Origin of the sequence: Chlamydia pecorum E58, from assembly GCF_000204135.1 — a bacterium.
GTDB lineage: Bacteria > Chlamydiota > Chlamydiia > Chlamydiales > Chlamydiaceae > Chlamydia > Chlamydia pecorum.
Map to the genome: position 1 here is coordinate 404,602 of NC_015408.1, position 25,849 is coordinate 430,450.

A 25,849-nucleotide genomic window follows, 5' to 3' on the forward strand; every position below is an offset into this window, starting at 1 on the left:
GGAACTTTGTGAATAGAGTCTTTGGATTTGTGATTTCTTGGATCCTCATGGCCTGTGCACAGCCAGATCTCAGCAAGACATGTTGTCTCCTAGGACTCTCCTGCGGCTATGGACTTTTATGGTATAGCTTAGAGCCATTGCGAGGTGCTAGGCTCTCTTGGAAAGTCTTGCGCGCAATGCTATTTATCTGGGCACTTTCTGTAGAAGGAGTGCACTTTTCTTGGATGCTCTCAGATATATATGTAGGAAAGTTTATCTATGCCGTCTGGGCTATGTTGATTGGGATTCTCGCGCTTATTTTTACCTGTTTTTCTTGTATTCTTATTGCTCTTGTCCGTAAGGGAAGGTTCTCTTTGCTTTGGTGCCTTCCTGGCTTATGGGTGGCATTGGAAATACTTAGGTTTTACGGTTTATGCTCAGGGATGTCTTTGGATTATCTCGGACTCCCCATGACGGCGTGCGCCTATGGAAGGCAGTTTGGAGGATTTTTTGGTTGGGCAGGGCAAAGCTTTTCTCTCATTGCAATAGGAATCAGTTTTTATTGTCTATTGCTCAAAAGGAAATATGCCGCACACTACTGGCTAGTGGCTTTAGGGCTTCCCTTATGCCTAGGAGGGATCCATTACGAATATCTAAAAAGAAGAAGTTCAGAAGAAACGAAACAGTTTCATGTGGCTGTGATCCAACCCGCGACTTCCCCAGAAGGACCTTGGAACCGTTCCCCTATGCATATATGGCACCAGCTGATCCAGCTGAGTTTAAAAGTGAAACATCCTATAGACTTGTTGATCTTCCCCGAAGTCGCGGTACCTTTTGATGGAAATAGACAAATCTATGCCTATGAAGAGAGCCTCCCAATCCTCGCACCTTTACATCTTCCTGAAAAGAAGGAGTTCCTCACAAATTTCGATTGGGCAAATAGCCTTTCGCACTATTTCCAGTGCCCTGTATTGATTGGGATGGAGCGCTGGGAAGAACATCCAGGGAAATACTATTTTTATAACGCTGCAGAGCTTGTTACACAAGAAGAGAATCAGAGATATGATAAGCGTGTATTGGTCCCTGGAGGGGAATATATTCCCGGAGGGAAACTAGGCATATGGATTTGTAAGAAGTTTTTCCCTGAGTACGCATTATCTTGCATACGCGTCCCAGGAAAGCGTTCAGGAGTATTGCGTGTCTCAGGGGCCCCTACATTAGGAGTATCTATATGCTACGAAGAGACTTTTGGACACCTTTTACGTAACTATAAAAAGCAGGGAGCACAACTTCTTATTAATTTAACAAATGATGGGTGGTACCCTAATTCTCGCCTCCCTCAAGTGCACTTCTCCCATGGGATTTTGCGTAATCAAGAACTGGGGATGCCTTGCGTTCGTGCATGCCAAACTGGAGTAACAGTTGCCGCAGATGCTCTAGGAAGAGTAATAAAACAGCTTCCCTACGAGACACGAAAGAAAAAAGCTTCGCCAGGAGTGCTTCAAGTTTCTGTGCCACTGTTTACTTATCCTACTCTCTATACATATTGTGGCGATTGGGTGATGTTAAGTATTGCTTTATGCTTATCTGGATATCTTGGATTCCGTGTCTTCGGATATCGCTTGCTTGCTAAAAAAGAAAAAGGATAATATACGGAGACTCTGTGTCAGGTTTTTACATGTTAGAACGAGCTCAGAAAACGTTAAAACGCGAAGTTAGCTATTCTGGAGTGGGGATCCACCTTGGAAAGTCTGCCAAGCTCTCTTTACTCCCTGCAAAAGCAAATACTGGGGTGGTATTTCGCCGATGTACTCCTAGCGGAGAGCATTTGGATATCCCCGCACTGTTGTCGCACGTATGCGCTACAGGGAGAAGCACAACATTGTCCCAGGGATCTGTAAGTATCGCTACTGTAGAACATCTCATGGCAGCTCTGCGTTCTAGTAATGTAGATAATGTCATTGTACAATGTAGCGAAGAGGAAATCCCTATAGGTGATGGGAGTTCACGCGTCTTTATGGAGCTAATTGATTCCGCTGGGACTTGTGAATTAGACGAAACTATCCCTGTAGCACGGTTGAGTCAGCCTGTATACTACCAACATCAAGAAACATTTCTTGCTGCTTTCCCTGCAGAAAAACTCACAATTTCTTATACGTTACATTATCCTCAGAGCCCCACAATAGGAACGCAGTATCGTTCTCTTGTAATTACAGAAGAGTCATTTCGAGAAAACATTGCTCCTTGTAGAACATTTGCTCTATATAATGAGTTGTGTTTTTTAATGAATAAAGGTTTGATTGGTGGGGGATGTCTTGAAAACGCAGTAGTTTTTAAAGATGATGGTATCATCAGCCGAGGACAACTACGATTTCCGGATGAGCCTGTGAGGCATAAAATCTTAGATTTGCTAGGAGACCTGTCTTTGATAGGAAGGCCGTTTGCAGCTCATGTGATTGCCGTAGGGTCTGGACATACCTCAAACGTTGCTTTTGGGAAGGAAATCCTAAAAGTGTTGCAAGTGTAAAAAGAAGAAAAAATGAGTCCGCCGACAATAAAAATTCGAAAGTTATTAGAGTTACTTCCACATCGTTATCCGTTTTTACTTGTGGATAAAGTTTTGTCTTACGACATAGAAAAACGGAGCATACAGGCTCAAAAAAATGTCACCATAAATGAGCCATTTTTTAATGGGCACTTTCCTGAGGCTCCCATTATGCCTGGAGTGTTAATTTTAGAATCTTTAGCACAAGCTGCTGGTGTATTATTAGGCTTGGTCCTTGAACATGATAAAAGCAAAAGAATAGCATTATTTTTAGGTATACAAAAAGCGAAGTTTCGACACGCTGTGTTACCTGGAGATGTTCTAATTCTAAATGCACAATTTTCCTTGATATCATCTAAGGGGGGCAAGGCGACTGCGCAAGCGTATGTGAATTCTTCGCTTGCTACAGAAGCAGAGTTGAGCTTCGCTTTAGTAGATAAAGAATCCCTATAGGTAACGGAGAAATATGACGAGCATTCACCCTTCTGCAATTGTTGAGCCTGGGGCAAAAATTGGTAAGAATGTTGTTGTAGAGCCGTATGCTATAATCAAATCTACAGTGACTTTATGTGATGATGTTGTTGTGAAGTCTTATGCGTATATTGATGGGCATACCACAATAGGCAAAGGAACAACCATCTGGCCTTCAGCAATGATTGGAAATAAACCCCAAGATTTAAAGTTTCGAGGGGAAAAAACATTTGTAACAATCGGGGAGAATTGTGAAATTCGAGAGTTCGCAATCATTACCTCTTCGACCTTTGAAGGCACCACAGTTGCCATAGGGGACAATTGTTTAATTATGCCTTGTGCTCATGTCGCACATAATTGCGTCTTGGGAAATCATGTAGTGTTAAGTAACCATGCTCAGCTCGCAGGACATGTCCAGATAGGAGATTATGCCATTATCGGCGGGATGGTAGGAGTGCATCAGTTTGTACGTATAGGTGCGCATGCTATGGTCGGAGCCCTAAGTGGTGTACGTCGAGATATCCCCCCCTATACTATAGGCAGTGGGAATCCCTATCAGTTTGGAGGCATTAATAAAGTTGGACTGCAAAGAAGGGGGATTCCCTTTGCGACAAGATTAGCTTTGATTAAAGCTTTTAAAAAGATTTATCGTGCAGATACTTGTTTCTCTGAGGCACTAGCAGAAGCTCAACAGGAGTTTAATCATATTCCTGAAGTGCTGCATTTTGTGGATTTCTGTAGAAACCCAAGCAAGAGGGGGATCGAAGGAAGTGTAGATAAGCAGGCTTTTCAAGAGGAAAATCTCGAAAAAACGGGAGCTTTAGTTGGATCTTAAAGTTGTCTACTTTGGAACGCCGCAGTTTTCTGCTCGTGTTTTAGAGGGGCTGCTTTCTCTGGGGATTCGTATTATTGGTGTGGTCACAAGAGCAGATAAACCCCAAAAGCGTTCTGCACAGCCCATTCCCTCCCCTGTGAAGGTATTAGCTTCAGCCCATGGGATTCCTCTGCTTCAACCTATAAAAGCTTCTGCTCCTGAATTTATCACTCAGCTTCAAGCTTTTCATGCAGATGTTTTTGTCGTAGTGGCTTTTGGAGCAATCCTATGTCAGGAAGTACTAGATCTTCCTCGTTATGGTTGCTATAACCTCCACGCGGGACTCCTCCCCGCGTATCGTGGCGCAGCCCCTATACAGCGCTGCATTATAGATGGCGCCACAGAATCTGGAAATACTGTCATCCGTATGGATGCGGGTATGGATACAGGTGATATCGCCCTTAGGACACATGTACACATAGGGCCAGATATGACTGCCGGAGAACTTTCTGAAGCCTTAGCAGTGCAAGGCCCCGAGGTTCTAAAAAAGACTTTACTTCAAATTGAGGCTGGAGAGCTTATCCTAACGCCTCAAGATTCTACAAAAGCTACAATAGCTCCAAAATTATCTAAAGAAGACGGAAAAATTCTTTGGGAGAAACCAGCAAAAGAAGTCTACGCACATATCCGTGGAGTAACACCAGCTCCAGGAGCATGGACGCTCTTTTCCATAAACGATAAGCCAAAGAAACGCCTGGGGATTCGCCGCGCACGGCTATTTTCCGAATCAGGGCATTTCGGCTCTCCAGGAACGCTCATTGCACGTAACCAAGAGGTTTTAGTTGCGTGTGGCGAAGGTGCCCTAAAACTTATTGAAGTACAGCCAGAAGGGAAAGCCCTTATGGATTCAAAAAGTTTTTTAAACGGCTATCTTTCTTTTAATGCAAAATTAATATTTTAATTTATTGTAAGTAGCGTTTTTTCTTGGCCTGCACTTGGTTTTAATGTGTTTTATGGTATTATGATGGCTTTTCATTATATATACCAAGAAAGAGGAGGCCTATGAGTTTAACATGTATATCAAGGGCCGCAGGAGTCTCCGGTCAAATAGCAAGAAATTGTTTTTCACAATTTTTTACAAATGGCAATAACCATTTGTCTAGGTTTGTCAAGACCAGCAGAGGTCTTGACAAGACTGCCAAGTTAGGGAAGGCAGTTGCAGAGATGACCCAAGGGATTCTTCAAGAAACTGGAGGCAGTGAGTCTGCAGTCAAAACAGCGAAAAACATTGTAGATTGTACAAAGGTCACTCGTGATGTCATGGGACTAGGGAATGTCGTTGGCGGAGTCATTCCTAATATTATCAGAAATGCGCGGAAGTGCTGTTTGCTTATGAGGCAGAGTTTTTCAGCTAGAGCTGAGTTTGATCCTTCTAATAAAGAGCTTTCACCAAATGCTCTTTATACAAAAAGTGATTTTCGTTTGGCCGCAGCGAAAACTGTATGTGATCTTATTAGTGGCACTACTTTTGCTGTTACTTTCGGTGGTTTAAAGCCGACATTATTGGCAAATAAAGTTGCTGGAAATCCTTTCCTTAGCTCAGAAGCTAAAGCAAGTTTGGGTACTGGGATATCCATCCTTATGACTGCAAACCATGCTGCAGGAGTTGTTGGAGGAGGTCTATCTATTATCAGGGAACGACGTGCTTATCAACGTTGCCTAGAAAGGTTAAATCAGAAAGAAGTCGGTCAGGAAGAAAGCGGTTCTGCACAAGAAGTACAGGCTATGAGAAGCTCTTATGTCAAGCGCTTAAGAAATATTATTCTTACAATAATTGAGAAAGCCCTTGAACTCGTGGCAGACTTCTTGAAACTTATCCCTTGGCCAATGAGCGCAGCATGCAATCTTGCTTGCGTAGGAGCCATAACTACAGCATCTTCAAGCTTAGCGCTATGGAAGGTCTGGCAATCTACAGGATCATCTTCTTAGTAATTTTATTTTTAATTTTTTTTGTGTTTTTTAACTAGCTTCTAATTTTTTAGAAGCTAGTTTTTATTTTTCGGATAAGAGGTTTAAAAAAAAGAAGTTTTTATCTTTCGCATTAATGACCTCTAGTTACTTTTTTCCATTGTAAAAATCTTCCCCCTCTGATAACCTCTCCCTTTATTTTCTTAAGGAAAAGGCTCCTTTTCTTTTTAGGGAATTCTACAAGTAAACAGAGAAGTACGAACAAGGATTTGTCTGGCTGCTTAAGATCAGGCAAGTCGTCTTATTAATGGGTAGTTTTATGCAGTCTCATATGAGCTTGATGGGAAAAAAGGAAGGAATGCTTCATGTTTTTGATAAAGACGGCAGTCTTGTAGCTTGTTCTGTAATTAGTATAGAGCCGAATGTTGTGACTCAAATTAAAACTTTAGAGAAGGATGGATATACCTCTTTACAGATGGGCTCAGGAAAAGAGTCAGCTCCATTAAAGACTCTTCAAAAACGTTACACCAAAGCAAAGCTTGGGCACTTAAAGAAATCTAGAGATCAGGTTTTTCGTGTTTTAAAGGAGGTTCGCGTTTCTGAAGAAGTTATTGGGTCCACCTCTTTAGGGGCGGCCTTTGGAATCGAAGTGTTCGAGGGAGTCGGCGCTGTAGATGTTAGTGGAGTTTCGAAAGGGAAGGGCTTTCAAGGGGTCATGAAGAAGTATGGATTTCGAGGAGGTCCAGGGAGTCATGGATCTGGATTCCATCGTCATGCAGGGTCTATTGGGATGAGGTCTACCCCAGGGCGGTGTTTTCCTGGAAGCAAGCGTCCTAGTCATATGGGAAGCGAAAACGTCACGATAAAGAATTTAGAAGTTATAAAAATAGATTTAGAAAGAAAGGTATTGTTGGTTAAGGGGGCAATCCCTGGTTCCAAGGGTTCTGTTGTTGTGGTTAAGCGTTCTTCTAGGGCTTAGCGGACAATAGGGGTACAGAAGAGGTCTTAATCATGGTGTTGTTATCAAAATTTGATTTTTCAGGGGAAAAGACCGGTGAGGTTGAGGTGTCCGACTCTTTTTTTGTGCAAGAGGAGGGAGGGCTTCAGTTAGTAAAGGATTATCTTACCGCAATTCGTGCGAATAAAAGACAGTGGTCTGCAAATACCAAAAATCGTTCAGAAGTTAGCCATTCAACAAAGAAGCCTTTTAAGCAAAAGGGGACGGGAAATGCTAGACAGGGATGTCTTGCTGCTCCTCAGTTTCGTGGAGGGGGAATAGTCTTTGGTCCTAGACCTAAATTCGATCAGCACACACGTATAAACCGCAAAGAAAGAAGAGCTGCGATTCGGCTCTTATTGTCTCAAAAAATTCAGTTTGAGAAGTTGATTGTGGCTGAAGATAGTGTGTTTATTTCTAGTTTGCAGGCTCCTAAAACTCGAGAGGCCTTGCAATTCCTTAAAAGGTGTGGCGTAGAGTGTCGGGGAGTTTTATTTATAGATCATCTTGCTCATGTAGAGCTCAATCAAAATCTAAGGTTAAGCTTAAGAAATCTTTCGGCCTTGAGAGGATTTGTTTATGGCATTAATCTTAATGGCTATGATCTTGCTGCAGCTCATAATGTTGTGATTTCTGAAAAAGCTTTGCAAGATCTGTCTAAGCGTCTTGTTTCTGAAACAAAAGATTAAGGGAAACTTGGGATATGAAAGATCCTTATGATGTAATTAAGCGGCATTACGTAACTGAAAAAGCGAAGATGCTAGAAGGGTTAAGTATAGGCTCTGGAGAAGGCAAGAAAAGAGGGAGTTTTTGTAAGCATCCCAAGTTTGTTTTTATTGTTGATAGTAGCGCTTCTAAGCCTCTTATAGCGAAGTCTTTAGAGATGATTTATGCTGATAAGAATGTAAAGGTAAGAAGTGTAAATACCATATGTGTAAAGCCTCAGCCAGCTCGGGTTCTTCGGGGACGAAGAAATCGAAAAGGGAAAACTTCAGGCTTTAAAAAAGCTATTGTAACCTTCCAGTCTGGTCACTCTATCTAATTGTAAAGGGAAAGTCATGTTTAAAAAGTTTAAGCCAGTAACTCCAGGAACCAGACAATTAGTTCTTCCGGCTTTTGATGAGTTGACAACTCGAGGAGACTTATTGGGCATAGCTTCTAAAAGAAGTATTAGGCCGCTTAAAAAGCTCTCGCGTTTCAAAAAAAGCAGTGGCGGGAGGGATAATTTAGGTCACATCTCCTGTCGTCATCGTGGCGGAGGAGTGAGAAAGCTTTATAGAGTTATTGATTTTAGAAGAAATAAGGATGGAATCCCGGCGAAAGTCTCTACTATAGAGTATGATCCTAACCGCTCGGCATACATTGCTTTATTGAATTATGAAGATGGAGAAAAGCGCTATATTTTGGCTCCTAAAGGGCTTAAGCGTGGGGATAAAGTGATCTCTGGAGAGGGAAGCCCCTTTAAAGTTGGTTGCTGCATGACGTTAAAGAGCATGCCTTTAGGCTTAGCTGTGCATAATATAGAAATGCGCCCCAGTTCAGGAGGAAAGTTGGTTCGATCTGCGGGATTGGCTGCGCAAATTATTGCAAAGACTCCAGGATACGTTACTCTGAAAATGCCTTCCGGTGAGTTTAGAATGTTGAACGAGAGTTGTCGAGCAACCATCGGTGAAGTTTCAAATGCGGACCATAATCTAAGGGTTGAGGGGAAGGCTGGTAGAAAGCGCTGGAAAGGAATTCGCCCTACAGTGCGTGGTACAGCAATGAACCCTGTGGATCACCCACACGGGGGAGGAGAAGGCCGACATAACGGATACATTCCTCGTACTCCTTGGGGGAAAGTGACTAAGGGATTAAAAACTCGAAATAAGCGCAAGAGTAATAAGTGGATAATCAAAGATCGAAGGAAATAGGGATTTATGAGTAGGTCATTAAGAAAAGGTCCTTTTGTTGATCACCATCTATTAAAAAAGGTTCGAGCAATGAATCTTGAGGAGAAAAAGTCTCCGATTAAAACGTGGTCCCGTCGTTCGATCATTACTCCTGAGATGATTGGTCATACGTTTGAAGTGCATAATGGAAAAAAGTTTCTCACAGTATTTGTATCGGAAACTATGGTTGGCCACAAGCTCGGAGAGTTTTCCCCAACAAGGATATTTAAGAGTCATCCTGTGAAAAAAGGGTAAGTCTGAAGGAGACATTATGTTTAAAGCGACCGCCCGTTATATCCGGGTACAACCTCGTAAAGCTAGATTGGTTGCAGGGCTAATGAGGGGATTAAGTGTTAAAGAGGCTCAAGAGCAATTGCAGTTTTCTCAACTGAAAGCTGGAAGATGCTTTAAGAAGGTCTTAGATAGTGCCGTTGCTAATGCTGAGCTTCACGACAATGTGAAGCGTGAAAAGTTAAATGTACTTGAAGTTCGTGTTGATGCGGGTCCTACATATAAACGCGCAAAAGCTAAAAGTCGGGGAGGGCGGTCCCCTATTTTGAAACGTACTAGCCATCTAACAGTTATTGTTGGCGAGAAGGAGCGATAGGAGAAGATTATGGGTCAAAAAGGATGCCCAATAGGGTTTCGCACAAGTGTTACAAAAAAGTGGCGCTCTCTTTGGTACGGAAACAAACAAGAGTTTGGGAACTTCCTTATTGAGGATGTAAAAATCCGAGAGTTTTTAAGGAAAAAGCCTTCTTGTCAAGGTGCTGCAGGATTCATTGTTCGTCGTATGAGCGGAAAAATTGAAGTAACAATTCAAACTGCGCGTCCAGGTCTTGTTATTGGAAAGAAGGGAACAGAGGTTGATCTTCTTAAGGAAGAGCTTAGAAAACTTACTGGAAAAGAAGTTTGGGTAGAAATTGCTGAGATCAAGCGTCCAGAATTAAATGCTAAGCTTGTTGCAGATAATATCGCGAGACAAATAGAGCGTCGCGTTTCTTTTCGTCGTGCTATGAAGAAGGCAATGCAGTCCGTTATGGATGCAGGAGCTGTTGGGGTAAAAATCCAGGTGTCTGGAAGATTAGCGGGAGCAGCAATTGCTAGGTCTGAGTGGTACAAGAATGGCCGAGTGCCTTTGCATACATTGAGAGCAGATATTGATTATGCTACTGCCTCTGCAGAAACCACGTATGGAATTATTGGTGTAAAAGTTTGGATTAATCTTGGGGAAAAAACTGCGTCGGCAGCGCCTCGTAACGAAGCTGTCTCTGGAAATGCCCCTGCAGCGCCTGCGGCTGCATCATAGAGTCAAAATAAAGGTGTGTTGTTATGTTAATGCCTAAGCGAACAAAATTTCGTAAGCAGCAAAAGGGTCAGTTTGCTGGTTTAAGCAAGGGCGCTACTTTTGTTGATTTCGGCGAATTTGGCATGCAGACCTTAGAACGAGGCTGGATAACAAGTCGGCAGATTGAAGCTTGTAGGGTTGCCATCAATAGACATTTGAAACGTCGAGGAAGGGTTTGGATTCGCGTCTTCCCAGATAAAAGTGTAACGAAAAAGCCTGCAGAGACTCGTATGGGTAAAGGTAAGGGAGCTCCGGATCATTGGGTAGCTGTTGTTCGTCCTGGTAGGATTTTATTTGAAGTCGCTAACGTTTCAAGAGAAGATGCTCAAGATGCGCTGCGAAGGGCTGCGGCGAAATTAGGATTAAAAACACGCTTTGTTAAGCGAGTAGAGAGAGTGTAGAATTATGGCTAAAAAAAAGGATCTTCTCGCCGAGCTTAGAGATAAGAGTAACGCAGATTTGGATAAATTTATTCATGAAAGTAAAAAAGCGCTGTACAGTTTAAGAGCAGAGGCTTTGCTGCAGAATAAAGTTGTAAAAGCACATCTGTTTGTTTCGCTTAAGAAAGATATAGCTCGGGCTTTAACTGTCAAACAGGAAAGAAAAGGTAAAGTTCATGGTTAACCAGCAAAGAGGCGCTAGAAAGACTAAAATCGGTGTTGTCGTTTCCGCCAAAATGGATAAGACCGTTGTTGTTCGTGTAGAGAGAATTTGTGCACACCCTCAGTATGCTAAAGTGGTTCGTGATTCGAAAAAGTTTTACGCTCACAATGATTTAGATGGGGTTACTGAAGGAGCTAAAGTAAGGATTCAAGAAACTCGGCCGTTATCTAAATTGAAGAGATGGCGTGTTATTGAATGTATAAATTAGTGGCAGATTACCAATATAGCATCGGGTAGATGGATTATGATTCAACAAGAAAGTCAATTAAAGGTTGCCGATAATACTGGGGCGAAAAGGGTCAAGTGTTTTAAGGTTTTGGGTGGATCCCGAAGACGTTATGCTACAGTTGGAGATGTTATCGTTTGTTCCGTTAGAGAGGTTGAGCCTGATAGCTCTATAAAGAAAGGGGATGTGGTTAAAGCCGTAATCGTTCGCACTCGCTGTGATATTCTAAGAAAAGATGGTTCGTCTCTAAGATTTGACACCAATAGTTGTGTGATTATCGATGACAAAGGGAACCCTAAAGGAACTCGTATCTTTGGGCCTGTGGCTAGGGAGATTCGAGATCGAGGTTTTATTAAAATTAGTTCCTTAGCTCCAGAGGTAATTTAAGGAATAGGTTATGAAAAGACGTATTTGTATTGGCGATACAGTTCATATATTGGCGGGAAACGATAAAGGAAAAGAAGGAAAAGTTCTTTCTTTTTGTAAAGATCGTGTAGTTGTTGAAGGTGTAAATGTTCGCACCAAAAATATTAAACGTAGTCAAGAAAATCCTAAGGGTAAGCGTATTAGTATAGAAACTCCTATACATATTTCCAATGTACGTTTGAGCATAGATGGAGAGCCTGCAAGACTCTTCGTTAAAGCTTCTGAAAAGGGAAGAGAATTATGGCAAAGATGCTCAGATGGTAGCACTAAGCTATACCGTTTAGTGAAAGAGAGAAAAGGTTAGTATGAGCAGATTAAAAAATTTTTATACTGAAGAAATTCGCAAGAATTTGCAGGAGAAGTTTAAGTATGCAAATGTCATGCAGATTCCAGTGTTAAAGAAAATCGTAATAAGTATGGGTCTTGCTGAAGCTTCTAAAGATAAAAATCTTTTTCAGGCGCATTTAGAAGAGCTTGCTATGATTTCCGGGCAAAAACCTTTAGTAACTAGGGCAAGGAAGTCTATCGCGGGCTTCAAGCTTCGTGAAGGCCAAGGAGTTGGCGCTAAGGTTACGCTTCGCGGAGTTCGCATGTATGAATTTATGGATCGTTTCTGTAATATAGTTTCTCCTCGAATTCGAGATTTTCGAGGATTTTCTACCAAGGGCGATGGTCGAGGTTGTTATTCTTTAGGCTTAGATGATCAGCAGATTTTCCCCGAGGTAAACTTAGATCTTGTGAAGCGTGCTCAAGGAATGAACATTACCTGGGTAACCACTGCACAAACAGATGTGGAGTGCTTGGCTCTATTGGAGATGATGGGGCTAAGATTTAAGAAGGCACAATAAGGGAGAGGTAGTTTGGTATGGGCATGACAAGTGATACTATAGCAGATATGTTAACGCGTATTCGAAACGCTCTAAGGGCGGAACATGTGTATGTGGATTTAGAACACAGTAAAATGCGCGAAGCTATTATAAAAATTCTTAAGAGCAAGGGATTTATTGCCCATTATTTAGTCAAAGAAGAAAACCGTAAACGCTTAATGAGGGTTTTCTTGCAGTATAATCAAAACCGAGAATCTGTAATCCACCAACTTAAGCGTGTTTCTAAGCCTTCTAGAAGAATATATGTTTCTGCGGCGAAGATTCCCTATGTGTTTGGGAATATGGGTATCTCTATTCTTTCTACCTCCCAAGGAGTCATGGATGGCTCTACAGCGAGAATGAAAAACGTTGGTGGAGAATTGCTTTGTTTAGTTTGGTAATAGGAAATAATTTATAGGACGGTAAGAGAATGTCTCGTAAGGCTCGAGAACCTATTGCGCTCCCTCAAGGAGTCGAGGTTTCCATTCAAAATAATGAAATTATTGTCAAAGGTCCTAAAGGTTCTTTAACACAAAAATTGGTTGATGCGGTGGATATTGTCTTGCAAGATAAATCCATCCTTGTCAAGGCTGCTCCTCATGTTCTTGATAAACCTAGCTGTATGCAAGGTTTATATTGGGCGCTCATTGCTAATATGGTTCGAGGAGTTCACCAAGGCTTTGAAAAGCGTCTAGAAATGATTGGGGTTGGTTTTAGAGCTGCAGTACAAGGGTCTGTTTTAGATCTTTCTATTGGGGTATCTCACCCTGTAAAAATCCCTATACCGGAGTCTTTGCAAGTAGCTGTAGAGAAAAATGTGTTAATTTCTGTGAAAGGTATTGATAAGCAGTTGGTCGGAGAATTTGCTGCTGGAATTCGTGCTAAACGGCCTCCAGAACCCTATAAGGGTAAAGGCATCCGCTATGAAAATGAATATATTCGTCGAAAAGCTGGGAAAGCAGCAAAGACAAGCAAAAAGTAAGATATAGGGCGAAAGTTTAATTATGGAAAGTTCGTTATTCCAAAAATCTTTGAAGAAAACGCGAAGAGCTTTGAGAGTGCGTAAGGCCCTAAAAGGCTCATCTTTGAAACCTCGTTTGTCTGTTGTAAAAACAAACAAGCATATTTATGTGCAGCTCATAGATGATTCTATTGGAAGGACTTTGGCTTCAGTTTCTACTGTGTCTAAAGTATGTAAGAGTGAAGGCTTCACACGTAAGAATCAGGAATGTGCTAAGGTTTTGGGTAGTAAAATTGCCAAGCTAGGCAAAGACCTTCAAGTAGAACGCGTTGTGTTTGATCGAGGTTCCTTCAAGTATCATGGCATTGTTGCTATGGTGGCAGATGGAGCTAGAGAGGGTGGATTACAGTTTTAATGAAAGGTTAAAAAGAGATGACGTTATCAAAGAATTCTCATAAAGAAGATCAGCTCGAAGAGAAGGTCCTAGTTGTTAATCGCTGCTCTAAAGTGGTAAAAGGCGGAAGGAAATTTAGTTTTTCTGCTTTGATTTTAGTGGGAGATGGAAAGGGGCGCCTGGGATACGGTTTTGCTAAAGCGAACGAACTTACAGATGCTATCCGTAAGGGTGGTGAGGCTGCAAGAAAAAATTTAATAGAGATACTTGCTTTAGAAAATGGCTCTATCCCTCATGAAGTTCTTGTGCATCATGATGGAGCTCAATTGTTGCTAAAGCCTGCAAAGCCAGGAACGGGAATTGTTGCTGGTTCTCGCATTCGTTTGATTTTAGAGATGGCTGGGGTAAAAGATATTGTTGCTAAAAGTTTGGGATCGAACAACCCAATGAATCAAGTAAAAGCTGCATTTAAAGCTCTTACAGAACTTTCTGTTCGAAAAGAAGTATTGAGAAGAAGGAGAGCCGCAACACATGATTAAACTTGAGTCTTTAAGAGATCCTTCACCACGTAGAAGAAAAACAAAGTTATTAGGTCGAGGGCCTTCTTCTGGCCATGGGAAAACGAGTGGTCGAGGGCATAAAGGAGATGGAAGCCGTTCGGGATATAAGCGCCGCTTTGGTTATGAAGGAGGCGGGGTTCCTCTTTATAGAAGGGCTCCTACAAGAGGATTTTCCCATGCACGCTTTGATAAGTGCGTGGAGGAAGTAACTACTTCGCGCTTGCAGTTAGTTTTTCAGGAAGGAGAAGAAATTACTCTGGAAGCTTTGAAAGATCGAAAAGTAATTAGCAAGGACGCAGTGCGTGTAAAGGTTATTCTTAAGGGAGAACTAACAAAAGCATTTTTATGGAAAGACTCTGCAGTTGTATTGTCTCAGGGTGTTCAGAGGGTCTTAAGCGCTGCTTAATAAAAGGGATAATTATCCGCGCATGACAACACTAAAACAAATTTTTTCGATTTCTGAATTGCGGCAGAAGCTTTTTTATACTTTTGCTTTGCTTGCAGCTTGTAGGGTAGGGGTATTTATCCCTGTCCCGGGAATTAATGGAGAGCGTGCGGTTGCATATTTTAAGCAACTTTTAGGTTCTAGTCAGAATTTATTTCAATTAGCCGACATATTTTCTGGCGGTGCTTTTGCTCAAATGACAGTTATCGCTCTTGGTGTTGTTCCCTACATCTCAGCCTCTATTATTGTCCAATTGCTTCTTGTATTCATGCCTTCCCTGCAAAGAGAACTTCGAGAGTCCCCTGATCAAGGAAAGCGAAGGATTGGACGACTTACTCGTATGTTTACTGTAGGGTTGGCTATAGTTCAGTCCCTCTTGTTCGCAAAGTTCGCTTTGAGAATGAATTTAACCATTCCTGGGATTGTTTTGCCTATATTGGTCTCTCCGCAAATTTTTGGAGTGCCTCTACTTTTCTATATGACAACAGTAATTGTGATGACTACGGGAACACTTTTGCTAATGTGGATAGGAGAACAAATTTCTGATAAGGGTATAGGCAACGGGATTAGCTTGATTATTGCTTTGGGGATTTTAGCTTCATTCCCCTCTGTGCTAGGCTCTATTGTTAATAAGTTGCACTTAGGATCTCAGGATCCCTCAGACTTAGGATTGGTTTCTATTCTTTTGCTCTGTGCGGTCTTTGTTTTTGTCCTGATCGCAACGATTTTGATTATCGAAGGAGTGAGAAAAATCCCTGTACAATATGCCCGTAGGGTGATTGGAAGAAGGGAAGTCCCTGGAGGAGGATCGTATCTTCCTTTGAAAGTAAATTATGCCGGAGTGATCCCTGTAATCTTTGCCTCATCATTGTTGATGTTCCCCGCGACTATTGGGCAATTTATGTCCTCAGAGTCCTCGTGGATAAAACGAGTTGCAAGTATGTTATCTCCAGGGAGTTGGGTATATTCGTTATTATATGTTTTCTTGATCATATTCTTTACCTACTTCTGGACTGCAACGCAATTTCATCCTGAACAGATTGCCTCTGAAATGAAAAAGAATAATGCGTTTATTCCTGGAATACGCCAGGGGAAGGCTACGCAGGGCTATTTGGAATATACAATGAACCGCGTAACTCTATTAGGGGCTGTATTTTTAGCTGTTATAGCTATCCTTCCTTCAATTTTGGGCCGCGTATTGCATGTAGATTCCAACGTAAGTTATTTTCTTGGTGGCACTGCTATGCTGATTATTGTTGGGGTAATTTTAGATACAATGAAGCAAGTTGATGCCTTCTTGCTTATGCGGCGTTATGATGGGTTTTTGAAAACCGATCGTTCTAAAGGAAGGCATTGAAAAATAACAATTTTTGACCTAAGATGCTTACACTATTTTAAGGGAGGCTCTACGTATGCCACGCATCATTGGAATTGATATTCCTGCGAAGAAAAAGTTGAAAATAAGTCTTACATATATTTACGGAATAGGGCCAGCTCTTTCCAAGGAAATTATTGAAAGGTTGAATTTGGATCCTGAAGCTAGGACGTCAGAGCTCACTGAAGAAGAAGTTGGAAGATTGAATGCTCTTTTACAATCTGAATATGTTGTTGAGGGTGATCTACGTCGAAGAGTTCAATCTGATATTAAAAGGTTAATAGCTATTCATGCGTATCGAGGCCAAAGACATAGACTTTCTTTGCCTGTACGAGGGCAGCGAACAAAGACAAATTCACGCACCCGCAAAGGGAAGCGTAAAACAGTCGCTGGTAAGAAGAAATAATTTTTAATTAGGAGAGTTGTGTTTTGGTTAAAAATCAAGCTCAAGCGAAAAAAAGCATAAAAAGAAAACAGTCTAAAAATGTTCCCTCGGGTGTAGTCCACGTTAAGGCGACTTTTAATAATACGATTGTATCTATCACAGATCCTGCAGGAAATGTAATTTCGTGGGCTTCTGCTGGGAAGGTGGGCTATTCAGGTTCTCGTAAGTCGTCTGCATTTGCAGCAACAGTTGCTGCACAGGATGCTGCTAAGATTGCAATGAACTTTGGTTTAAAGGAAGTTGAAGTTAGCTTAAAAGGTACCGGTGCAGGTAGGGAGTCCGCTGTTCGAGCTTTGATTTCTTCTGGTTTAATTGTTTCTGTTATCCGTGATGAAACTCCTGTTCCTCATAATGGGTGTCGTCCAAGAAAAAGGCGCAGGGTATAGTTTTAGGGAAGGAGAAAGGGATGTCAGAGAATTTGCAAAATTTACTTTACGACAAGTTTGAGTTGCCAGAATCGGTTAAAATGCTTTCGATGGAAGGATTTTCTACGGATACGCACGCTCGCTTTGTTGCCGAGCCTTTAGAAAAAGGGATGGGTCATACTCTTGGCAATGCTTTAAGAAGAGCTTTATTAATCGGTTTAGAAGCTCCAGCAATTATTTCATTTTCTATGACCGGAGTTTTGCATGAGTATATGGCCATAGAAGGTATTATAGAGGATGTAACTAATATTATTTTGAACCTGAAGAGCGCTTTATTGAAAAAGCATCCAATGCAAGGGTCTGAAGAAGGAAGGTCTACACAATTGCTGAAATCCAGTATTTCTATTGACGCTTCAGATTTAGCTGCTGTTGGCGGGCAAAAAGAAGTTACTCTTGGAGATTTATTGCAAGAGGGAGGGTTTGAAGCTGTAAACCCAGAGCAGGTGATTTTTACTGTAACCCAGCCAATGCAATTAGACATTACTTTGCGGGTTGCTTTTGGGCGAGGGTATACTACTTCTGAGCGTATTGTTTTGGAAGATAAGGGCGTGAATGAGATTGTTTTAGACGCGGCTTTTTCTCCTGTCTGTTTAGTGAATTACTATGTAGAAGATACCCGTGTAGGTCAGGACACGGACTTTGATCGGTTGATTTTACAAGTAGAAACAGATGGCAGAATTACTCCAAAAGAAGCTCTTGCATTTTCTACGCAAATTTTGACAAAGCATTTCTCTATTTTTGAAAAGATGGATGAGAAGCGTATCGTCTTTGAAGAAGCTGTTTCCATCGAAAAAGAAAATAAAGATGACATTCTTCATAAGCTGATTTTAGGAATTAACGAGATAGAGCTTTCTGTAAGGTCGACAAACTGTTTATCTAATGCAAATATTGAGACTATTGGAGAGCTTGTCATTATGCCTGAGCCTCGTTTGTTGCAATTTAGAAATTTTGGGAAAAAATCTCTATGTGAAATCAAGAATAAGCTTAAAGAGATGAAGCTTGAGTTAGGCATGGATCTAAGTCAGTTTGGTATTGGTTTAGATAATGTAAAAGAAAAGATGAAGTGGTATGCCGAAAAAATTCGCGTAAAGGGTACTAAGGGGTAAATTATGCAGCATGCTAGAAAAAAATTTCGAGTTGGACGGACTTCTTCTCATAATCGTTGTATGTTGGCTAACATGTTGAAGTCCCTCATTCATCTGGAAAGAGTAGAAACTACACTTCCAAAAGCTAAGGAATTGCGTCGTCATGCAGATAAGATGATTACCTTGGCTAAGAAAAACACCTTGGCCGCGAGACGGTTGGCTATTGGTAGATTGATGGTTCGCTACAATAAGTTGTCTCCGAAAGAGGCGCGTCAAGCAAAGGAAGGCAACACTTCTTGTTATAATGTTGATCGTGTAGTGATTAAAAAATTATTCGAAGAGTTAGGAACTCGTTTTGTAGAAAGACAGGGTGGTTATACACGCATTTTGAAACTACAAAATAGGGTTGGTGATAATGCTCAAAAGTGTATTATAGAATTTTTAGCTAACTAGAATAAATTTTGCTCCGATTTTAGGATAAAGATGAATGTTGTAATTAATGGCTTTGGGCGCATTGGGCGATTAGTCTTAAGACAAATTTTGAAAAGAAATTCTAATCTTCAAGTCCTAGCTGTTAATGACCTTGTCCCAGGCGATGCTTTGGCGTACTTATTTAAGTACGATTCTACTCACGGAAGATTTTCTAGTGAGGTTTCTTATGAGGATGGTTGCTTAATTTCTGGGAAACAGAAAATTCGTTTTTTAGCAGAGCGTGATGTTCAAAAGCTCCCTTGGAAAGAGCTCGGTGTAGATGTTGTAGTAGAAAGTACGGGATTATTCACGAAGAAAGAAGACGCTGCAAAACATCTAGAAAGCGGAACAAAGCGTGTGCTTATTTCTGCTCCAGCAAAGGGAGATGTCCCTACATTTGTCATGGGGGTAAACCATCATGCATATAATCCAGCTACAGATCTAATTATTTCTAATGCTTCTTGCACAACAAACTGCCTAGCTCCAATAGCTAAAGTACTGTTAGATAACTTTGGTATAGAAGAAGGATTAATGACGACAGTTCATGCAGCTACAGCGACTCAGCCTGTAGTTGATGGTCCTTCGAAAAAAGATTGGCGAGGTGGTCGTAGCGCTTTGCAAAATATTATTCCTGCATCTACGGGGGCTGCAAAGGCTGTTGCTCTTTGTCTTCCTGAATTAAAGAATAAACTCACAGGAATGGCCTTTCGGGTTCCTGTTGCTGACGTTTCTGTTGTAGATCTTACCGTGAGGTTAGCAAAGTCTACAACATATGAGGAAATTTGTAGTGCGATGAAACATTCTTCAGAGACTAACTTAAAAGGGATTTTAGGTTACACAGATGAAGAGGTTGTTTCTTCCGATTATATTGGCTCTGAATTTTCTTCTATCTTTGATTCTCTTGCGGGAATTGCCTTGAATGATCGTTTCTTCAAGTTGGTTTCTTGGTACGATAATGAAATAGGATATGCAACGCGCATTGTAGATTTATTAGAGTATGTAGCGCAAAACTCTAAATAAAAGGTTTATAATCAGTGTATTTTACAAGAGAACCAGTTATAGAAACCGTTATTACTTCTCGTGAAGGATATAAATTATCAGTACGAAATACAAAACACTTTTCTCAAGATCCCTTTATTGTTGAAGCAATAGAGGTTGTTTCCTTAGGAAGAATTTGTTTTTTCCGTAATTGTGATCAAAGCAAGCCTTTTATGGTCCCCGCGGGGGATTATGAAGTTATGGAAATCCGAGATGCGAAGATCAATTTGAAAGCTATAGGTCTGGATCGCGGAATTAAAATTGCAGGGGGGAGAGAGGCTTTAATTAAGTTAACGAAGTCTTCCTCGACTGCAGCGTCTTCTAACAGTGTAAATTCTGGAACTGTAGAGGAGGTAGCTGTGGATGCTGGAGCGCCTTCTTTTAATGCAGGGAAGAAAGAGAAGAAAGAAGGACGCAAAGATAAGGATTTTCATAAGGGGAGCGAGAGTTGGAAAGAAAAGAAAAGACATTCTTCTCGTAAGAACATCAAAGAAATTTCTGAGGTTGTGGATTCTTCTCAGGAAATGTTGGGAAGTGTAACGGAAGAAGGATGGGAAGGGTCTTCAGAAAACCCTGCAAATGAGAAGAAGTTTTCCTTATTACCACCTCCTTCTAAGTTGATTTCTGAGGTGATTTCTCAAGCAGTGGAAGATACCACAACGGTCTCTTCTGCGGATCTTAATGAGTCCTTACAAGCATTAGTACAGGAGAGTGATGAAGTAATTAGTGCTTTGCTCTCCACGAATGATGTGGCTCATTTCCCTGAAGAGGTTGCTTTAGAGCAGCCTAAAGATACTCCTTCTGTTTCTTTATCTCCAGAAACGGATATGTAAGTTTTAAGGGATGATAGTTTTTAGATTATGGTCTAAAAACCATTGATTTAGAAAAAACTCTGTGATAAGCTCTTCCCGAGAGGTTCCCCTAGAAGATTTAGAAGTCTCTATTAAGGGGAACGAAAGAATTCTTAATTCTTAGCTCAGATGGTGGAATGGTAGACACTAGGGACTTAAAATCCCTTGGGCGTAGGCCCGTGTGGGTTCGAGTCCCACTCTGAGCATTTTTCTTTTATTTTCTATTTCCTTTAGGTCAAAAGGATTCCTTTATTTTTTGAAAGATTTTTTAGAGCAACTAAGACAAGAACTCTTTAGATATGTTATGGAGTCTAGAGATAGGCAAACCTAGAGGTATCCTTTGCGGCTCTTTTCGGTTTTAAAGCTGCATTTCTCTTCTTTCTGGTCTTCAAAATCTTCTTCTTATCGTTCGTATTCGCGTTCTATGCTTGTATTGTTGTGCCGTTGGAAAGATGTAGATATTTTAGAATTGCAACATGTGTGTGATTTGTTGTCAGAAGTATGCAGCAAGATGAGCAGTCAGCTACTTATGTTGCAAGAGAGGGAACAGGCTCCCCAGCAGGAAGATAAGAGAGAAGAATGGGAAGAGAAATTTGTAGAGTTAAAAGAGAAGTTGGCCTTTCAAGAAGAGGAAAAACAGAAGGAAATAGCAAAGCTACATAGTGAGAACTTATGGTTGCAGAACCGTTTAGCTGAGAAGCTTCAACATGCACGCTTACAAGGGGATATGATTGATCAGCTGAAGAAGGATCTGATTGCGAGTGTGCAACAGACAGAGGTAAGTGCAGGGCGTTGTTTATGTTATGAGCATAAGATTAAGCAGTTAGAAAAGCAGCTTGAGAAAGCAACCTCAGAGGGAAGAGGGAAGACTTTGCATAAAGAGAGGCTATCCTTGTTAAGAGAAGAGCAGGAGGAGGAAAGCCCAGAGCCTAAGGAGGCAATGCAGCTTACACAACTGCAAGAGGATCTGTTGCAGAGGACAAGAGAAGAGGGACTTTTGCGAGAGATTATTGAAGAGCAATTTCTGTAGATTCGTTCGTTATGTGCAGTCAGGAGGGGATGGAGCCCGTAAGTCTTGAACTTTCTCCTAAAAAGAAGAGAGCTGCGTTCGTGGTGATCTTATAGGAAGGAGAAGAGATTACGCACTTGAAGGCATACGGTAAGGATAGTTCTTGGGATAAAAGTGTATTTCATAGAAACTGCTTTTATGTTGTGAATATGTGCTGAGAGCATATAGCGAAAAATTTTTATCCAGGAAGCCTTACGTGACACAATTAATTATGGGAGTTGACCCAGGAACGATCGCTGCAGGTTATGCGATTCTTCGTGTAGAGGCGCGCTATCAGCTCTCTGCTCATAGTTATGGCGTGGTGCGTCTTTCCCCGAAGCTTCTACTATCACAGCGCTATAAAAAGCTATTTTTAGAGATCTCTAAAGTTCTAGAGGATGTCTCTCCTGATGTCTTAGTGTTAGAAACCCAGTTTGTTTCTAAAAATCCTCAGAGCACGATAAAGTTAGGAATGGCAAGGGGCGTAGTGTTGCTAGCTGCAGCTTTGAAGGAAATCCCTATAGTTGAATATACCCCTAATGTGGCAAAGAAAGCTGTTGTGGGTAGAGGGGGGGCTAGCAAACAGCAGGTGCAGCTCATGGTGAGTAAGATGTTGGGATTGCCTGAGCTGGTACAACCTGATTGTGAAGATATTGCGGATGCATTTGCCTTGGCGATATGCCACACACATATGCATAGCTATGCGAGTCTAGGAGTGTTATAATGTATGACTATATTCGTGGGATTCTTATTTGTGTACGCTCCGGAGTCGTTACTTTAGAATGTCAGGGAGTGGGCTATAGCATTTTTGTTACGGAAAGATGGGGATGCGATTTGATAGCGGCTTCTCAGAAGGAAGTTCTGATCTATACCCATGCTGTCCTTAAAGAAACAGAACATACGCTGTATGGTTTTTGTTCTCGGGAGGAGCGCGATTGCTTTCGTATGCTGATTTCGTTTTCTGGGATAGGCCCCAAGTTTGCCAATGCCATTTTAAACTCCCTCCCTATAAAGCAGTTATGCTGCGCAGTTCATAATGAGGATGTCAAAGCACTCTCTTCTATCCCAGGAATCGGGAAGAAAACAGCAGAAAAGCTAATGTTGGATTTAAAACAGAAGCTTCCGAGTGTATTGCCTTTAGGCGGGGGGGAGACAAGCCCCTGGCAGCCTTTAGAGCTTTCACATAGGGAAGATGGCGTCCAGGCTCTCGTAGGGTTAGGATATAGTAAAGTTATGGCAGAGCATATGATAGCAGAAGCTCTGAAGGAGCTCCCAAAGGGAGCTTCTTTAACGGAAGTGCTTCCGATAGCTTTAAAAAAGAGCTTGCAAAACTCGAACAAGAGCTAGACTTTCCTTGAAATCATGATATACTTGTTCCCAAAATATTGAGCCTTGTTAAGGAGAATATACTGCATGGAACAAACATTATCAATTATCAAGCCGGATTCTGTAAGCAAGAAACACATAGGAGAAATCCTTACAGTATTTGAAAGCGCAGGGTTACGTATTGCTGCTATGAAAATGCTGCAGATGTCTACAGCTGTTGCTGAGGGGTTTTATGCTGTGCATAGAGAGCGCCCTTTTTTCCAGGAGCTTGTAGAGTTTATGATCTCAGGCCCTGTTGTAGTGATGGTTCTGGAAGGAGAAAACGCTGTTGTGCGTAACAGAGAGCTTATGGGAGCAACAAATCCCCAAGAAGCTTCTCCAGAGACTATCCGCGCAAGATTTGGGGAATCTATTGGGATCAATGCTGTTCACGGCTCGGATAGCAAAGAAAATGCCGCTATAGAAATCGCTTATTTCTTCGCACGTACGGAGATTGTCAACGCAGCGCAATAAATAGCTTAAGCTTCTATGTGTATAGATGCATAGAAGATTTGCGATGGGGGCGCGCAAGGAGATTTTCAAGATCGGAGTCTGTAAGCTCTTGCCAAGAAAATCTCGGTTGTATGAGGTTTTTTAGCTGAGTAAAGAACGCTTCCTTGTCTGGAAACCATGGATGAAGTGTGGTGAGGAAGTGCTTATGGGAGCGTTGGTTTCTATATTTTGGTTGCTTTTTCGGAAGAGGAAGGTAATATTCTAGTTTCTCTAGATTCATGTCCCACAAAAACGTTGTGTGGTGCACCCAACGGTGTTTTTGGATATACTGAGCGTTCCCTCCAATTTTTTTTTCTCCTAGGGTATAGTCGTTTTCCTGAATAGAGAAGGTGTTTGGGAACATGGGTGCATAAAGAGCATACGTCCAGGATAATATACTTTGAGGGTCTTCGAAGGCCTGGTCGGAATTCATAATCCAGGAAACCATTAAAGTATCCTCATCTATAAATACTGTTCCTCCTCCGCTATAGCGTTTGATAACAGGGATGTTGTTTTCTTGTAGGCGAGAAAGATACGTATCTTGATTTGGATCTCTAGAGATCCCCAAGACTACAGAGTCAGAGACTGCTCTGTTGAAGATACAAAAATTTTGATCTGCAACACGAAGAAGAGCTTCTTCAATCTGTAGTTGCTTGAAGATCGGCAGACCTTGGAAATCTAGAAGTATACATTTAGGAAGAGAGCGCATGCTTTTTCAAAGCAATCATAAGAACTTGAATATCTGCAGAGGAAATCCCAGAAATACGTGATGCAGATCCTAACGTCCTAGGAGTGAACTTAGTAAATTTTTCCTTAGCTTCTAAGCTTAACCCTACAATAGCTTGGTAGTCTAAATCCTCTGGGATTGCGGTTTCTTCAGATTTAGCAAGGTTTGATATTAACGTTTGTTGGCGACTGATATACCCTGCATACTTGATTTCCATCTCTAAAGAAGCATTTAATACAGGGCCTAAATCTTGAACATCCTCAGGGAAAATCTTCTGCAAAGCGTCATAAGATACCTCGGGGCGGCATAATACCTTGGCTAGGGATACTACAGAATTCTCATATTTTTTAAATGTTTTTTGTAACCGCTGTTTTTCTTCTTCTAAACGTACTTTCTGATTCTGAAAGAACTCATAGCGCTCTTTGGATAAAAGCCCTAGATCATACCCATATTGTGCAAGGCGTGTTCCAGCGTTATCTTGTCTTAGCAATAGCCTATGTTCTGCCCTTCCCGTAAACATACGATAGGGCTCATCAAGAACTTGCGTCGTAAGATCATCCAACATGACTCCAATGTAAGACTCCTGACGGGAAGGGATAAAGGGAGATCTATTAAGGACTTTATTAACAGCGTTAATCCCTGCAATTAAACCTTGAGCTGCAGCTTCTTCGTAGCCTGTTGTCCCGTTAATTTGACCACATAAAAATAGCCCTTCTATAATCTTACTTTCCAACGTCGCATGAATCACATTCCCGTGGATATAGTCATATTCTATAGCATATGCAGGACGCATGATCACAGCAGCTTCTAAGCCACGAACAGAATGAATAATTTGACGCTGTATATCACACGGCATGGAAGTAGATAAGCCATTAGCATAGATCTCTTGGGTATAGAGCCCCTCAGGTTCTAAAAAGATGTGGTGACGCTCCTTATCTGCGAATTTGACAATCTTATCCTCAATAGAAGGACAATAGCGAGGCCCAACTCCTTCAATGCGTCCTCCATAAAGCGCAGAACAATGAAGATTTTCCTCTATAATTTGCTTTGTAGCAGACGTAGTATGGGTGATATAACAAGATATTTGAGGTAAAGGAGGGACAAACGGCTCATTTCTATGTACAAAACCGACGCCAGGATCTCCTGGCTGCTCTTCCATCGACGAAAAATCAATAGAAGAGGCCAATAACCGCGGGGGAGTGCCTGTTTTTAGCCTGCCAAGGGGAAAACCTCTTTGTCTCAGGGAGTCAGATAATCCTAAAGAAGCTGGATCTCCTAAACGACCTCCAGAAAAATTACGCTCTCCAATGTGGATTAACCCCTGCATAAACGTCCCAGAGGAAAGAACTACAGTTTTCCCCAAATATGTGACGCCTTCTTTTGTTGTGACGCCAGAAATGCAAGATTCCTTATCTAATAAGGATACCACAGTTCCTTGCATAATGTGGAGATTTTCAGTTTTCTCCAGAAGGCGCTTCATATGAATATGATATAACTGCTTATCCACTTGAGCCCGAGGCGCACGAACAGCAGGGCCTTTTGTTTGATTGAGAATACGAAATTGTATCCCAGTTTGGTCTGTAACTTCCGCCATAATGCCACCCAGAGCGTCAATCTCTCGGACAATATGACCCTTGCCAATCCCTCCAACGGCAGGATTGCAACTCAATTTTGCAATAGTATCCAAATTAGATGTGAGCATAAGAACAAGAGCTCCTATCTTGGCAGCACAATAAGCAGCCTCACAACCCGCATGTCCAGCACCAACTACAATGACATCATAATTAACTGGATAAGTCCACATGAGTCAAAAATTACTTGGTTTTATGACGATTTTTTCGACTTCGCTTCTTACGCTTGTGATTTGCGATTTTAAGTCTTCGTTTCTTTTTAACAGATGACATAGCAACGTATATGGTTAGTATATGCACAG

Annotated in this window: 37 protein-coding genes and 1 tRNA gene; 36 read left to right on the forward strand and 2 right to left on the reverse strand. The window is 41.5% G+C overall.

The features are described 5' to 3' along the window. Positions 1 to 8: 8 nt before the first annotated feature. From lnt to ndk, 36 genes are all read left to right on the forward strand, one after another. Entirely contained in the window at positions 9 to 1,628 is a 1,620-nt protein-coding gene (gene lnt / locus G5S_RS01795) for an apolipoprotein N-acyltransferase (RefSeq protein ID WP_041467008.1), read from the forward strand. 29 nt (positions 1,629 to 1,657) lie between these two features. Next, entirely contained in the window at positions 1,658 to 2,506 is an 849-nt protein-coding gene (lpxC, locus tag G5S_RS01800) for a UDP-3-O-acyl-N-acetylglucosamine deacetylase (protein ID WP_013712469.1), read from the forward strand. Positions 2,507 to 2,518: 12 nt separating this feature from the next. Continuing rightward, positions 2,519 to 2,977: a 3-hydroxyacyl-ACP dehydratase FabZ gene (fabZ, locus tag G5S_RS01805; RefSeq protein WP_013712470.1), complete on the forward strand. Its 459-nt coding sequence runs from the start codon at positions 2,519 to 2,521 to the stop codon at positions 2,975 to 2,977. A 13-nt stretch (positions 2,978 to 2,990) separates the two neighbouring features. Further along, entirely contained in the window at positions 2,991 to 3,830 is an 840-nt protein-coding gene (gene lpxA / locus G5S_RS01810; protein ID WP_013712471.1) for an acyl-ACP--UDP-N-acetylglucosamine O-acyltransferase, read from the forward strand. Then, positions 3,820 to 4,770 (forward strand): methionyl-tRNA formyltransferase, encoded by a 951-nt coding sequence (gene fmt / locus G5S_RS01815; RefSeq protein WP_013712472.1) that lies wholly within the window; start codon positions 3,820 to 3,822, stop codon positions 4,768 to 4,770. The genes lpxA and fmt overlap by 11 nt, the downstream gene beginning before the upstream one ends. Positions 4,771 to 4,871: 101 nt before the next feature. Continuing rightward, positions 4,872 to 5,798, forward strand: coding sequence for a CT529 family inclusion membrane protein (locus tag G5S_RS01820; protein ID WP_013712473.1), 927 nt, complete (start codon positions 4,872 to 4,874; stop codon positions 5,796 to 5,798). A 298-nt stretch (positions 5,799 to 6,096) separates the two neighbouring features. After that, entirely contained in the window at positions 6,097 to 6,756 is a 660-nt protein-coding gene (rplC, locus tag G5S_RS01825; protein WP_041467009.1) for a 50S ribosomal protein L3, read from the forward strand. Between the two features lie 32 nt (positions 6,757 to 6,788). Further along, entirely contained in the window at positions 6,789 to 7,463 is a 675-nt protein-coding gene (gene rplD, locus G5S_RS01830; protein ID WP_013712475.1) for a 50S ribosomal protein L4, read from the forward strand. Positions 7,464 to 7,477: 14 nt separating this feature from the next. Next, a complete protein-coding gene (locus G5S_RS01835) occupies positions 7,478 to 7,816 on the forward strand; it encodes a 50S ribosomal protein L23 (protein WP_013712476.1) in 339 nt (112 codons plus the stop codon). Between the two features lie 16 nt (positions 7,817 to 7,832). Further along, positions 7,833 to 8,687 carry a 50S ribosomal protein L2 gene (rplB, locus tag G5S_RS01840; RefSeq protein WP_013712477.1) on the forward strand — a complete coding sequence of 285 codons (855 nt, stop codon included), beginning with the start codon at positions 7,833 to 7,835 and terminating at the stop codon, positions 8,685 to 8,687. A gap of 6 nt (positions 8,688 to 8,693) precedes the next feature. Continuing rightward, positions 8,694 to 8,960: a 30S ribosomal protein S19 gene (gene rpsS / locus G5S_RS01845; RefSeq protein WP_013712478.1), complete on the forward strand. Its 267-nt coding sequence runs from the start codon at positions 8,694 to 8,696 to the stop codon at positions 8,958 to 8,960. A 16-nt stretch (positions 8,961 to 8,976) separates the two neighbouring features. Further along, entirely contained in the window at positions 8,977 to 9,312 is a 336-nt protein-coding gene (gene rplV, locus G5S_RS01850) for a 50S ribosomal protein L22 (RefSeq protein WP_013712479.1), read from the forward strand. Between the two features lie 9 nt (positions 9,313 to 9,321). Beyond that, on the forward strand, positions 9,322 to 10,014 hold the full coding sequence (gene rpsC / locus G5S_RS01855) for a 30S ribosomal protein S3 (RefSeq protein ID WP_013712480.1): 693 nt from the start codon (positions 9,322 to 9,324) through the stop codon (positions 10,012 to 10,014). 23 nt (positions 10,015 to 10,037) lie between these two features. Continuing rightward, complete coding sequence (rplP, locus tag G5S_RS01860; RefSeq protein WP_013712481.1) at positions 10,038 to 10,454, forward strand: 50S ribosomal protein L16; 417 nt, start codon at positions 10,038 to 10,040, stop codon at positions 10,452 to 10,454. A 4-nt stretch (positions 10,455 to 10,458) separates the two neighbouring features. After that, positions 10,459 to 10,677, forward strand: coding sequence for a 50S ribosomal protein L29 (gene rpmC / locus G5S_RS01865; RefSeq protein WP_013712482.1), 219 nt, complete (start codon positions 10,459 to 10,461; stop codon positions 10,675 to 10,677). Continuing rightward, positions 10,670 to 10,924, forward strand: a complete 255-nt coding sequence (gene rpsQ / locus G5S_RS01870; protein WP_013712483.1) for a 30S ribosomal protein S17 — start codon at positions 10,670 to 10,672, stop codon at positions 10,922 to 10,924. Before rpmC ends, rpsQ begins: the two co-directional genes overlap by 8 nt. Positions 10,925 to 10,960: 36 nt before the next feature. Next, on the forward strand, positions 10,961 to 11,329 hold the full coding sequence (gene rplN, locus G5S_RS01875) for a 50S ribosomal protein L14 (protein WP_013712484.1): 369 nt from the start codon (positions 10,961 to 10,963) through the stop codon (positions 11,327 to 11,329). A gap of 10 nt (positions 11,330 to 11,339) precedes the next feature. After that, positions 11,340 to 11,672 (forward strand): 50S ribosomal protein L24, encoded by a 333-nt coding sequence (rplX, locus tag G5S_RS01880; RefSeq protein WP_013712485.1) that lies wholly within the window; start codon positions 11,340 to 11,342, stop codon positions 11,670 to 11,672. Position 11,673: 1 nt separating this feature from the next. Continuing rightward, entirely contained in the window at positions 11,674 to 12,216 is a 543-nt protein-coding gene (gene rplE, locus G5S_RS01885; RefSeq protein ID WP_013712486.1) for a 50S ribosomal protein L5, read from the forward strand. 17 nt (positions 12,217 to 12,233) lie between these two features. Continuing rightward, positions 12,234 to 12,635, forward strand: a complete 402-nt coding sequence (rpsH, locus tag G5S_RS01890) for a 30S ribosomal protein S8 (RefSeq protein ID WP_021756343.1) — start codon at positions 12,234 to 12,236, stop codon at positions 12,633 to 12,635. A 29-nt stretch (positions 12,636 to 12,664) separates the two neighbouring features. Next, on the forward strand, positions 12,665 to 13,216 hold the full coding sequence (gene rplF, locus G5S_RS01895; RefSeq protein ID WP_013712488.1) for a 50S ribosomal protein L6: 552 nt from the start codon (positions 12,665 to 12,667) through the stop codon (positions 13,214 to 13,216). A gap of 22 nt (positions 13,217 to 13,238) precedes the next feature. Further along, on the forward strand, positions 13,239 to 13,610 hold the full coding sequence (rplR, locus tag G5S_RS01900) for a 50S ribosomal protein L18 (protein WP_013712489.1): 372 nt from the start codon (positions 13,239 to 13,241) through the stop codon (positions 13,608 to 13,610). A 17-nt stretch (positions 13,611 to 13,627) separates the two neighbouring features. Continuing rightward, a complete protein-coding gene (gene rpsE / locus G5S_RS01905; protein WP_013712490.1) occupies positions 13,628 to 14,128 on the forward strand; it encodes a 30S ribosomal protein S5 in 501 nt (166 codons plus the stop codon). Continuing rightward, on the forward strand, positions 14,121 to 14,555 hold the full coding sequence (gene rplO, locus G5S_RS01910) for a 50S ribosomal protein L15 (protein WP_013712491.1): 435 nt from the start codon (positions 14,121 to 14,123) through the stop codon (positions 14,553 to 14,555). Before rpsE ends, rplO begins: the two co-directional genes overlap by 8 nt. A 22-nt stretch (positions 14,556 to 14,577) precedes the next feature. Beyond that, a complete protein-coding gene (secY, locus tag G5S_RS01915) occupies positions 14,578 to 15,951 on the forward strand; it encodes a preprotein translocase subunit SecY (RefSeq protein WP_013712492.1) in 1,374 nt (457 codons plus the stop codon). A 55-nt stretch (positions 15,952 to 16,006) separates the two neighbouring features. Then, complete coding sequence (rpsM, locus tag G5S_RS01920; protein WP_013712493.1) at positions 16,007 to 16,375, forward strand: 30S ribosomal protein S13; 369 nt, start codon at positions 16,007 to 16,009, stop codon at positions 16,373 to 16,375. A gap of 23 nt (positions 16,376 to 16,398) precedes the next feature. Next, the gene (gene rpsK / locus G5S_RS01925; RefSeq protein ID WP_013712494.1) at positions 16,399 to 16,800 is read left to right on the forward strand and encodes a 30S ribosomal protein S11; all 402 of its coding nucleotides are present in this window, start codon (positions 16,399 to 16,401) and stop codon (positions 16,798 to 16,800) included. Between the two features lie 20 nt (positions 16,801 to 16,820). Further along, complete coding sequence (locus tag G5S_RS01930) at positions 16,821 to 17,945, forward strand: DNA-directed RNA polymerase subunit alpha (protein ID WP_013712495.1); 1,125 nt, start codon at positions 16,821 to 16,823, stop codon at positions 17,943 to 17,945. A 3-nt stretch (positions 17,946 to 17,948) separates the two neighbouring features. Further along, positions 17,949 to 18,377: a 50S ribosomal protein L17 gene (gene rplQ, locus G5S_RS01935; protein WP_013712496.1), complete on the forward strand. Its 429-nt coding sequence runs from the start codon at positions 17,949 to 17,951 to the stop codon at positions 18,375 to 18,377. 30 nt (positions 18,378 to 18,407) lie between these two features. Next, complete coding sequence (gap, locus tag G5S_RS01940) at positions 18,408 to 19,415, forward strand: type I glyceraldehyde-3-phosphate dehydrogenase (protein ID WP_013712497.1); 1,008 nt, start codon at positions 18,408 to 18,410, stop codon at positions 19,413 to 19,415. Between the two features lie 14 nt (positions 19,416 to 19,429). Next, positions 19,430 to 20,266 (forward strand): GrgA family transcription factor, encoded by an 837-nt coding sequence (grgA, locus tag G5S_RS01945; protein WP_013712498.1) that lies wholly within the window; start codon positions 19,430 to 19,432, stop codon positions 20,264 to 20,266. Between the two features lie 141 nt (positions 20,267 to 20,407). Next, positions 20,408 to 20,490 (forward strand) — tRNA-Leu (locus G5S_RS01950). Between the two features lie 134 nt (positions 20,491 to 20,624). Next, positions 20,625 to 21,314 carry a hypothetical protein gene (locus G5S_RS01955; RefSeq protein ID WP_013712499.1) on the forward strand — a complete coding sequence of 230 codons (690 nt, stop codon included), beginning with the start codon at positions 20,625 to 20,627 and terminating at the stop codon, positions 21,312 to 21,314. A gap of 235 nt (positions 21,315 to 21,549) precedes the next feature. Continuing rightward, a complete protein-coding gene (ruvC, locus tag G5S_RS01960; protein WP_013712500.1) occupies positions 21,550 to 22,056 on the forward strand; it encodes a crossover junction endodeoxyribonuclease RuvC in 507 nt (168 codons plus the stop codon). Continuing rightward, complete coding sequence (gene ruvA, locus G5S_RS01965; protein WP_013712501.1) at positions 22,056 to 22,679, forward strand: Holliday junction branch migration protein RuvA; 624 nt, start codon at positions 22,056 to 22,058, stop codon at positions 22,677 to 22,679. The genes ruvC and ruvA overlap by 1 nt, the downstream gene beginning before the upstream one ends. Before the next feature lie 66 nt (positions 22,680 to 22,745). Continuing rightward, positions 22,746 to 23,171 (forward strand): nucleoside-diphosphate kinase, encoded by a 426-nt coding sequence (ndk, locus tag G5S_RS01970; RefSeq protein WP_013712502.1) that lies wholly within the window; start codon positions 22,746 to 22,748, stop codon positions 23,169 to 23,171. 13 nt (positions 23,172 to 23,184) lie between these two features. Here the strand turns inward: ndk and G5S_RS01975 are convergent, their stop codons facing one another. Both G5S_RS01975 and mnmG read right to left on the reverse strand, forming a co-directional pair. Next, a complete protein-coding gene (locus tag G5S_RS01975) occupies positions 23,185 to 23,898 on the reverse strand; it encodes a lipoate--protein ligase family protein (RefSeq protein ID WP_013712503.1) in 714 nt (237 codons plus the stop codon). Further along, the gene (mnmG, locus tag G5S_RS01980) at positions 23,882 to 25,720 is read right to left on the reverse strand and encodes a tRNA uridine-5-carboxymethylaminomethyl(34) synthesis enzyme MnmG (protein ID WP_013712504.1); all 1,839 of its coding nucleotides are present in this window, start codon (positions 25,718 to 25,720) and stop codon (positions 23,882 to 23,884) included. Before mnmG ends, G5S_RS01975 begins: the two co-directional genes overlap by 17 nt. Between the last annotated feature and the right edge of the window lie 129 nt (positions 25,721 to 25,849).

Bases quoted from the DNA above. Each gene is read 5' to 3' on its own strand.
- G5S_RS01930 (WP_013712495.1), top strand. From the start codon at position 16,821: ATGTCAGAGAATTTGCAAAATTTACTTTACGACAAGTTTGAGTTGCCA.
- rpsE (WP_013712490.1), top strand. From the start codon at position 13,628: ATGACGTTATCAAAGAATTCTCATAAAGAAGATCAGCTCGAAGAGAAG.
- secY (WP_013712492.1), top strand. From the start codon at position 14,578: ATGACAACACTAAAACAAATTTTTTCGATTTCTGAATTGCGGCAGAAG.
- rplQ (WP_013712496.1), top strand. From the start codon at position 17,949: ATGCAGCATGCTAGAAAAAAATTTCGAGTTGGACGGACTTCTTCTCAT.
- rplB (WP_013712477.1), top strand. From the start codon at position 7,833: ATGTTTAAAAAGTTTAAGCCAGTAACTCCAGGAACCAGACAATTAGTT.
- G5S_RS01835 (WP_013712476.1), top strand. From the start codon at position 7,478: ATGAAAGATCCTTATGATGTAATTAAGCGGCATTACGTAACTGAAAAA.
- rplC (WP_041467009.1), top strand. From the start codon at position 6,097: ATGCAGTCTCATATGAGCTTGATGGGAAAAAAGGAAGGAATGCTTCAT.
- rpsQ (WP_013712483.1), top strand. From the start codon at position 10,670: ATGGTTAACCAGCAAAGAGGCGCTAGAAAGACTAAAATCGGTGTTGTC.
- rpsC (WP_013712480.1), top strand. From the start codon at position 9,322: ATGGGTCAAAAAGGATGCCCAATAGGGTTTCGCACAAGTGTTACAAAA.
- rplD (WP_013712475.1), top strand. From the start codon at position 6,789: ATGGTGTTGTTATCAAAATTTGATTTTTCAGGGGAAAAGACCGGTGAG.
- lpxC (WP_013712469.1), top strand. From the start codon at position 1,658: ATGTTAGAACGAGCTCAGAAAACGTTAAAACGCGAAGTTAGCTATTCT.
- rpmC (WP_013712482.1), top strand. From the start codon at position 10,459: ATGGCTAAAAAAAAGGATCTTCTCGCCGAGCTTAGAGATAAGAGTAAC.
- rpsM (WP_013712493.1), top strand. From the start codon at position 16,007: ATGCCACGCATCATTGGAATTGATATTCCTGCGAAGAAAAAGTTGAAA.
- ruvA (WP_013712501.1), top strand. From the start codon at position 22,056: ATGTATGACTATATTCGTGGGATTCTTATTTGTGTACGCTCCGGAGTC.
- rpsH (WP_021756343.1), top strand. From the start codon at position 12,234: ATGGGCATGACAAGTGATACTATAGCAGATATGTTAACGCGTATTCGA.
- G5S_RS01820 (WP_013712473.1), top strand. From the start codon at position 4,872: ATGAGTTTAACATGTATATCAAGGGCCGCAGGAGTCTCCGGTCAAATA.
- rplE (WP_013712486.1), top strand. From the start codon at position 11,674: ATGAGCAGATTAAAAAATTTTTATACTGAAGAAATTCGCAAGAATTTG.
- mnmG (WP_013712504.1), bottom strand. From the start codon at position 25,720: ATGTGGACTTATCCAGTTAATTATGATGTCATTGTAGTTGGTGCTGGA.
- rplF (WP_013712488.1), top strand. From the start codon at position 12,665: ATGTCTCGTAAGGCTCGAGAACCTATTGCGCTCCCTCAAGGAGTCGAG.
- ndk (WP_013712502.1), top strand. From the start codon at position 22,746: ATGGAACAAACATTATCAATTATCAAGCCGGATTCTGTAAGCAAGAAA.
- rplR (WP_013712489.1), top strand. From the start codon at position 13,239: ATGGAAAGTTCGTTATTCCAAAAATCTTTGAAGAAAACGCGAAGAGCT.
- gap (WP_013712497.1), top strand. From the start codon at position 18,408: ATGAATGTTGTAATTAATGGCTTTGGGCGCATTGGGCGATTAGTCTTA.
- rplX (WP_013712485.1), top strand. From the start codon at position 11,340: ATGAAAAGACGTATTTGTATTGGCGATACAGTTCATATATTGGCGGGA.
- lpxA (WP_013712471.1), top strand. From the start codon at position 2,991: ATGACGAGCATTCACCCTTCTGCAATTGTTGAGCCTGGGGCAAAAATT.
- rplP (WP_013712481.1), top strand. From the start codon at position 10,038: ATGTTAATGCCTAAGCGAACAAAATTTCGTAAGCAGCAAAAGGGTCAG.
- G5S_RS01975 (WP_013712503.1), bottom strand. From the start codon at position 23,898: ATGCGCTCTCTTCCTAAATGTATACTTCTAGATTTCCAAGGTCTGCCG.
- rplN (WP_013712484.1), top strand. From the start codon at position 10,961: ATGATTCAACAAGAAAGTCAATTAAAGGTTGCCGATAATACTGGGGCG.
- rplV (WP_013712479.1), top strand. From the start codon at position 8,977: ATGTTTAAAGCGACCGCCCGTTATATCCGGGTACAACCTCGTAAAGCT.
- fabZ (WP_013712470.1), top strand. From the start codon at position 2,519: ATGAGTCCGCCGACAATAAAAATTCGAAAGTTATTAGAGTTACTTCCA.
- rpsS (WP_013712478.1), top strand. From the start codon at position 8,694: ATGAGTAGGTCATTAAGAAAAGGTCCTTTTGTTGATCACCATCTATTA.
- rplO (WP_013712491.1), top strand. From the start codon at position 14,121: ATGATTAAACTTGAGTCTTTAAGAGATCCTTCACCACGTAGAAGAAAA.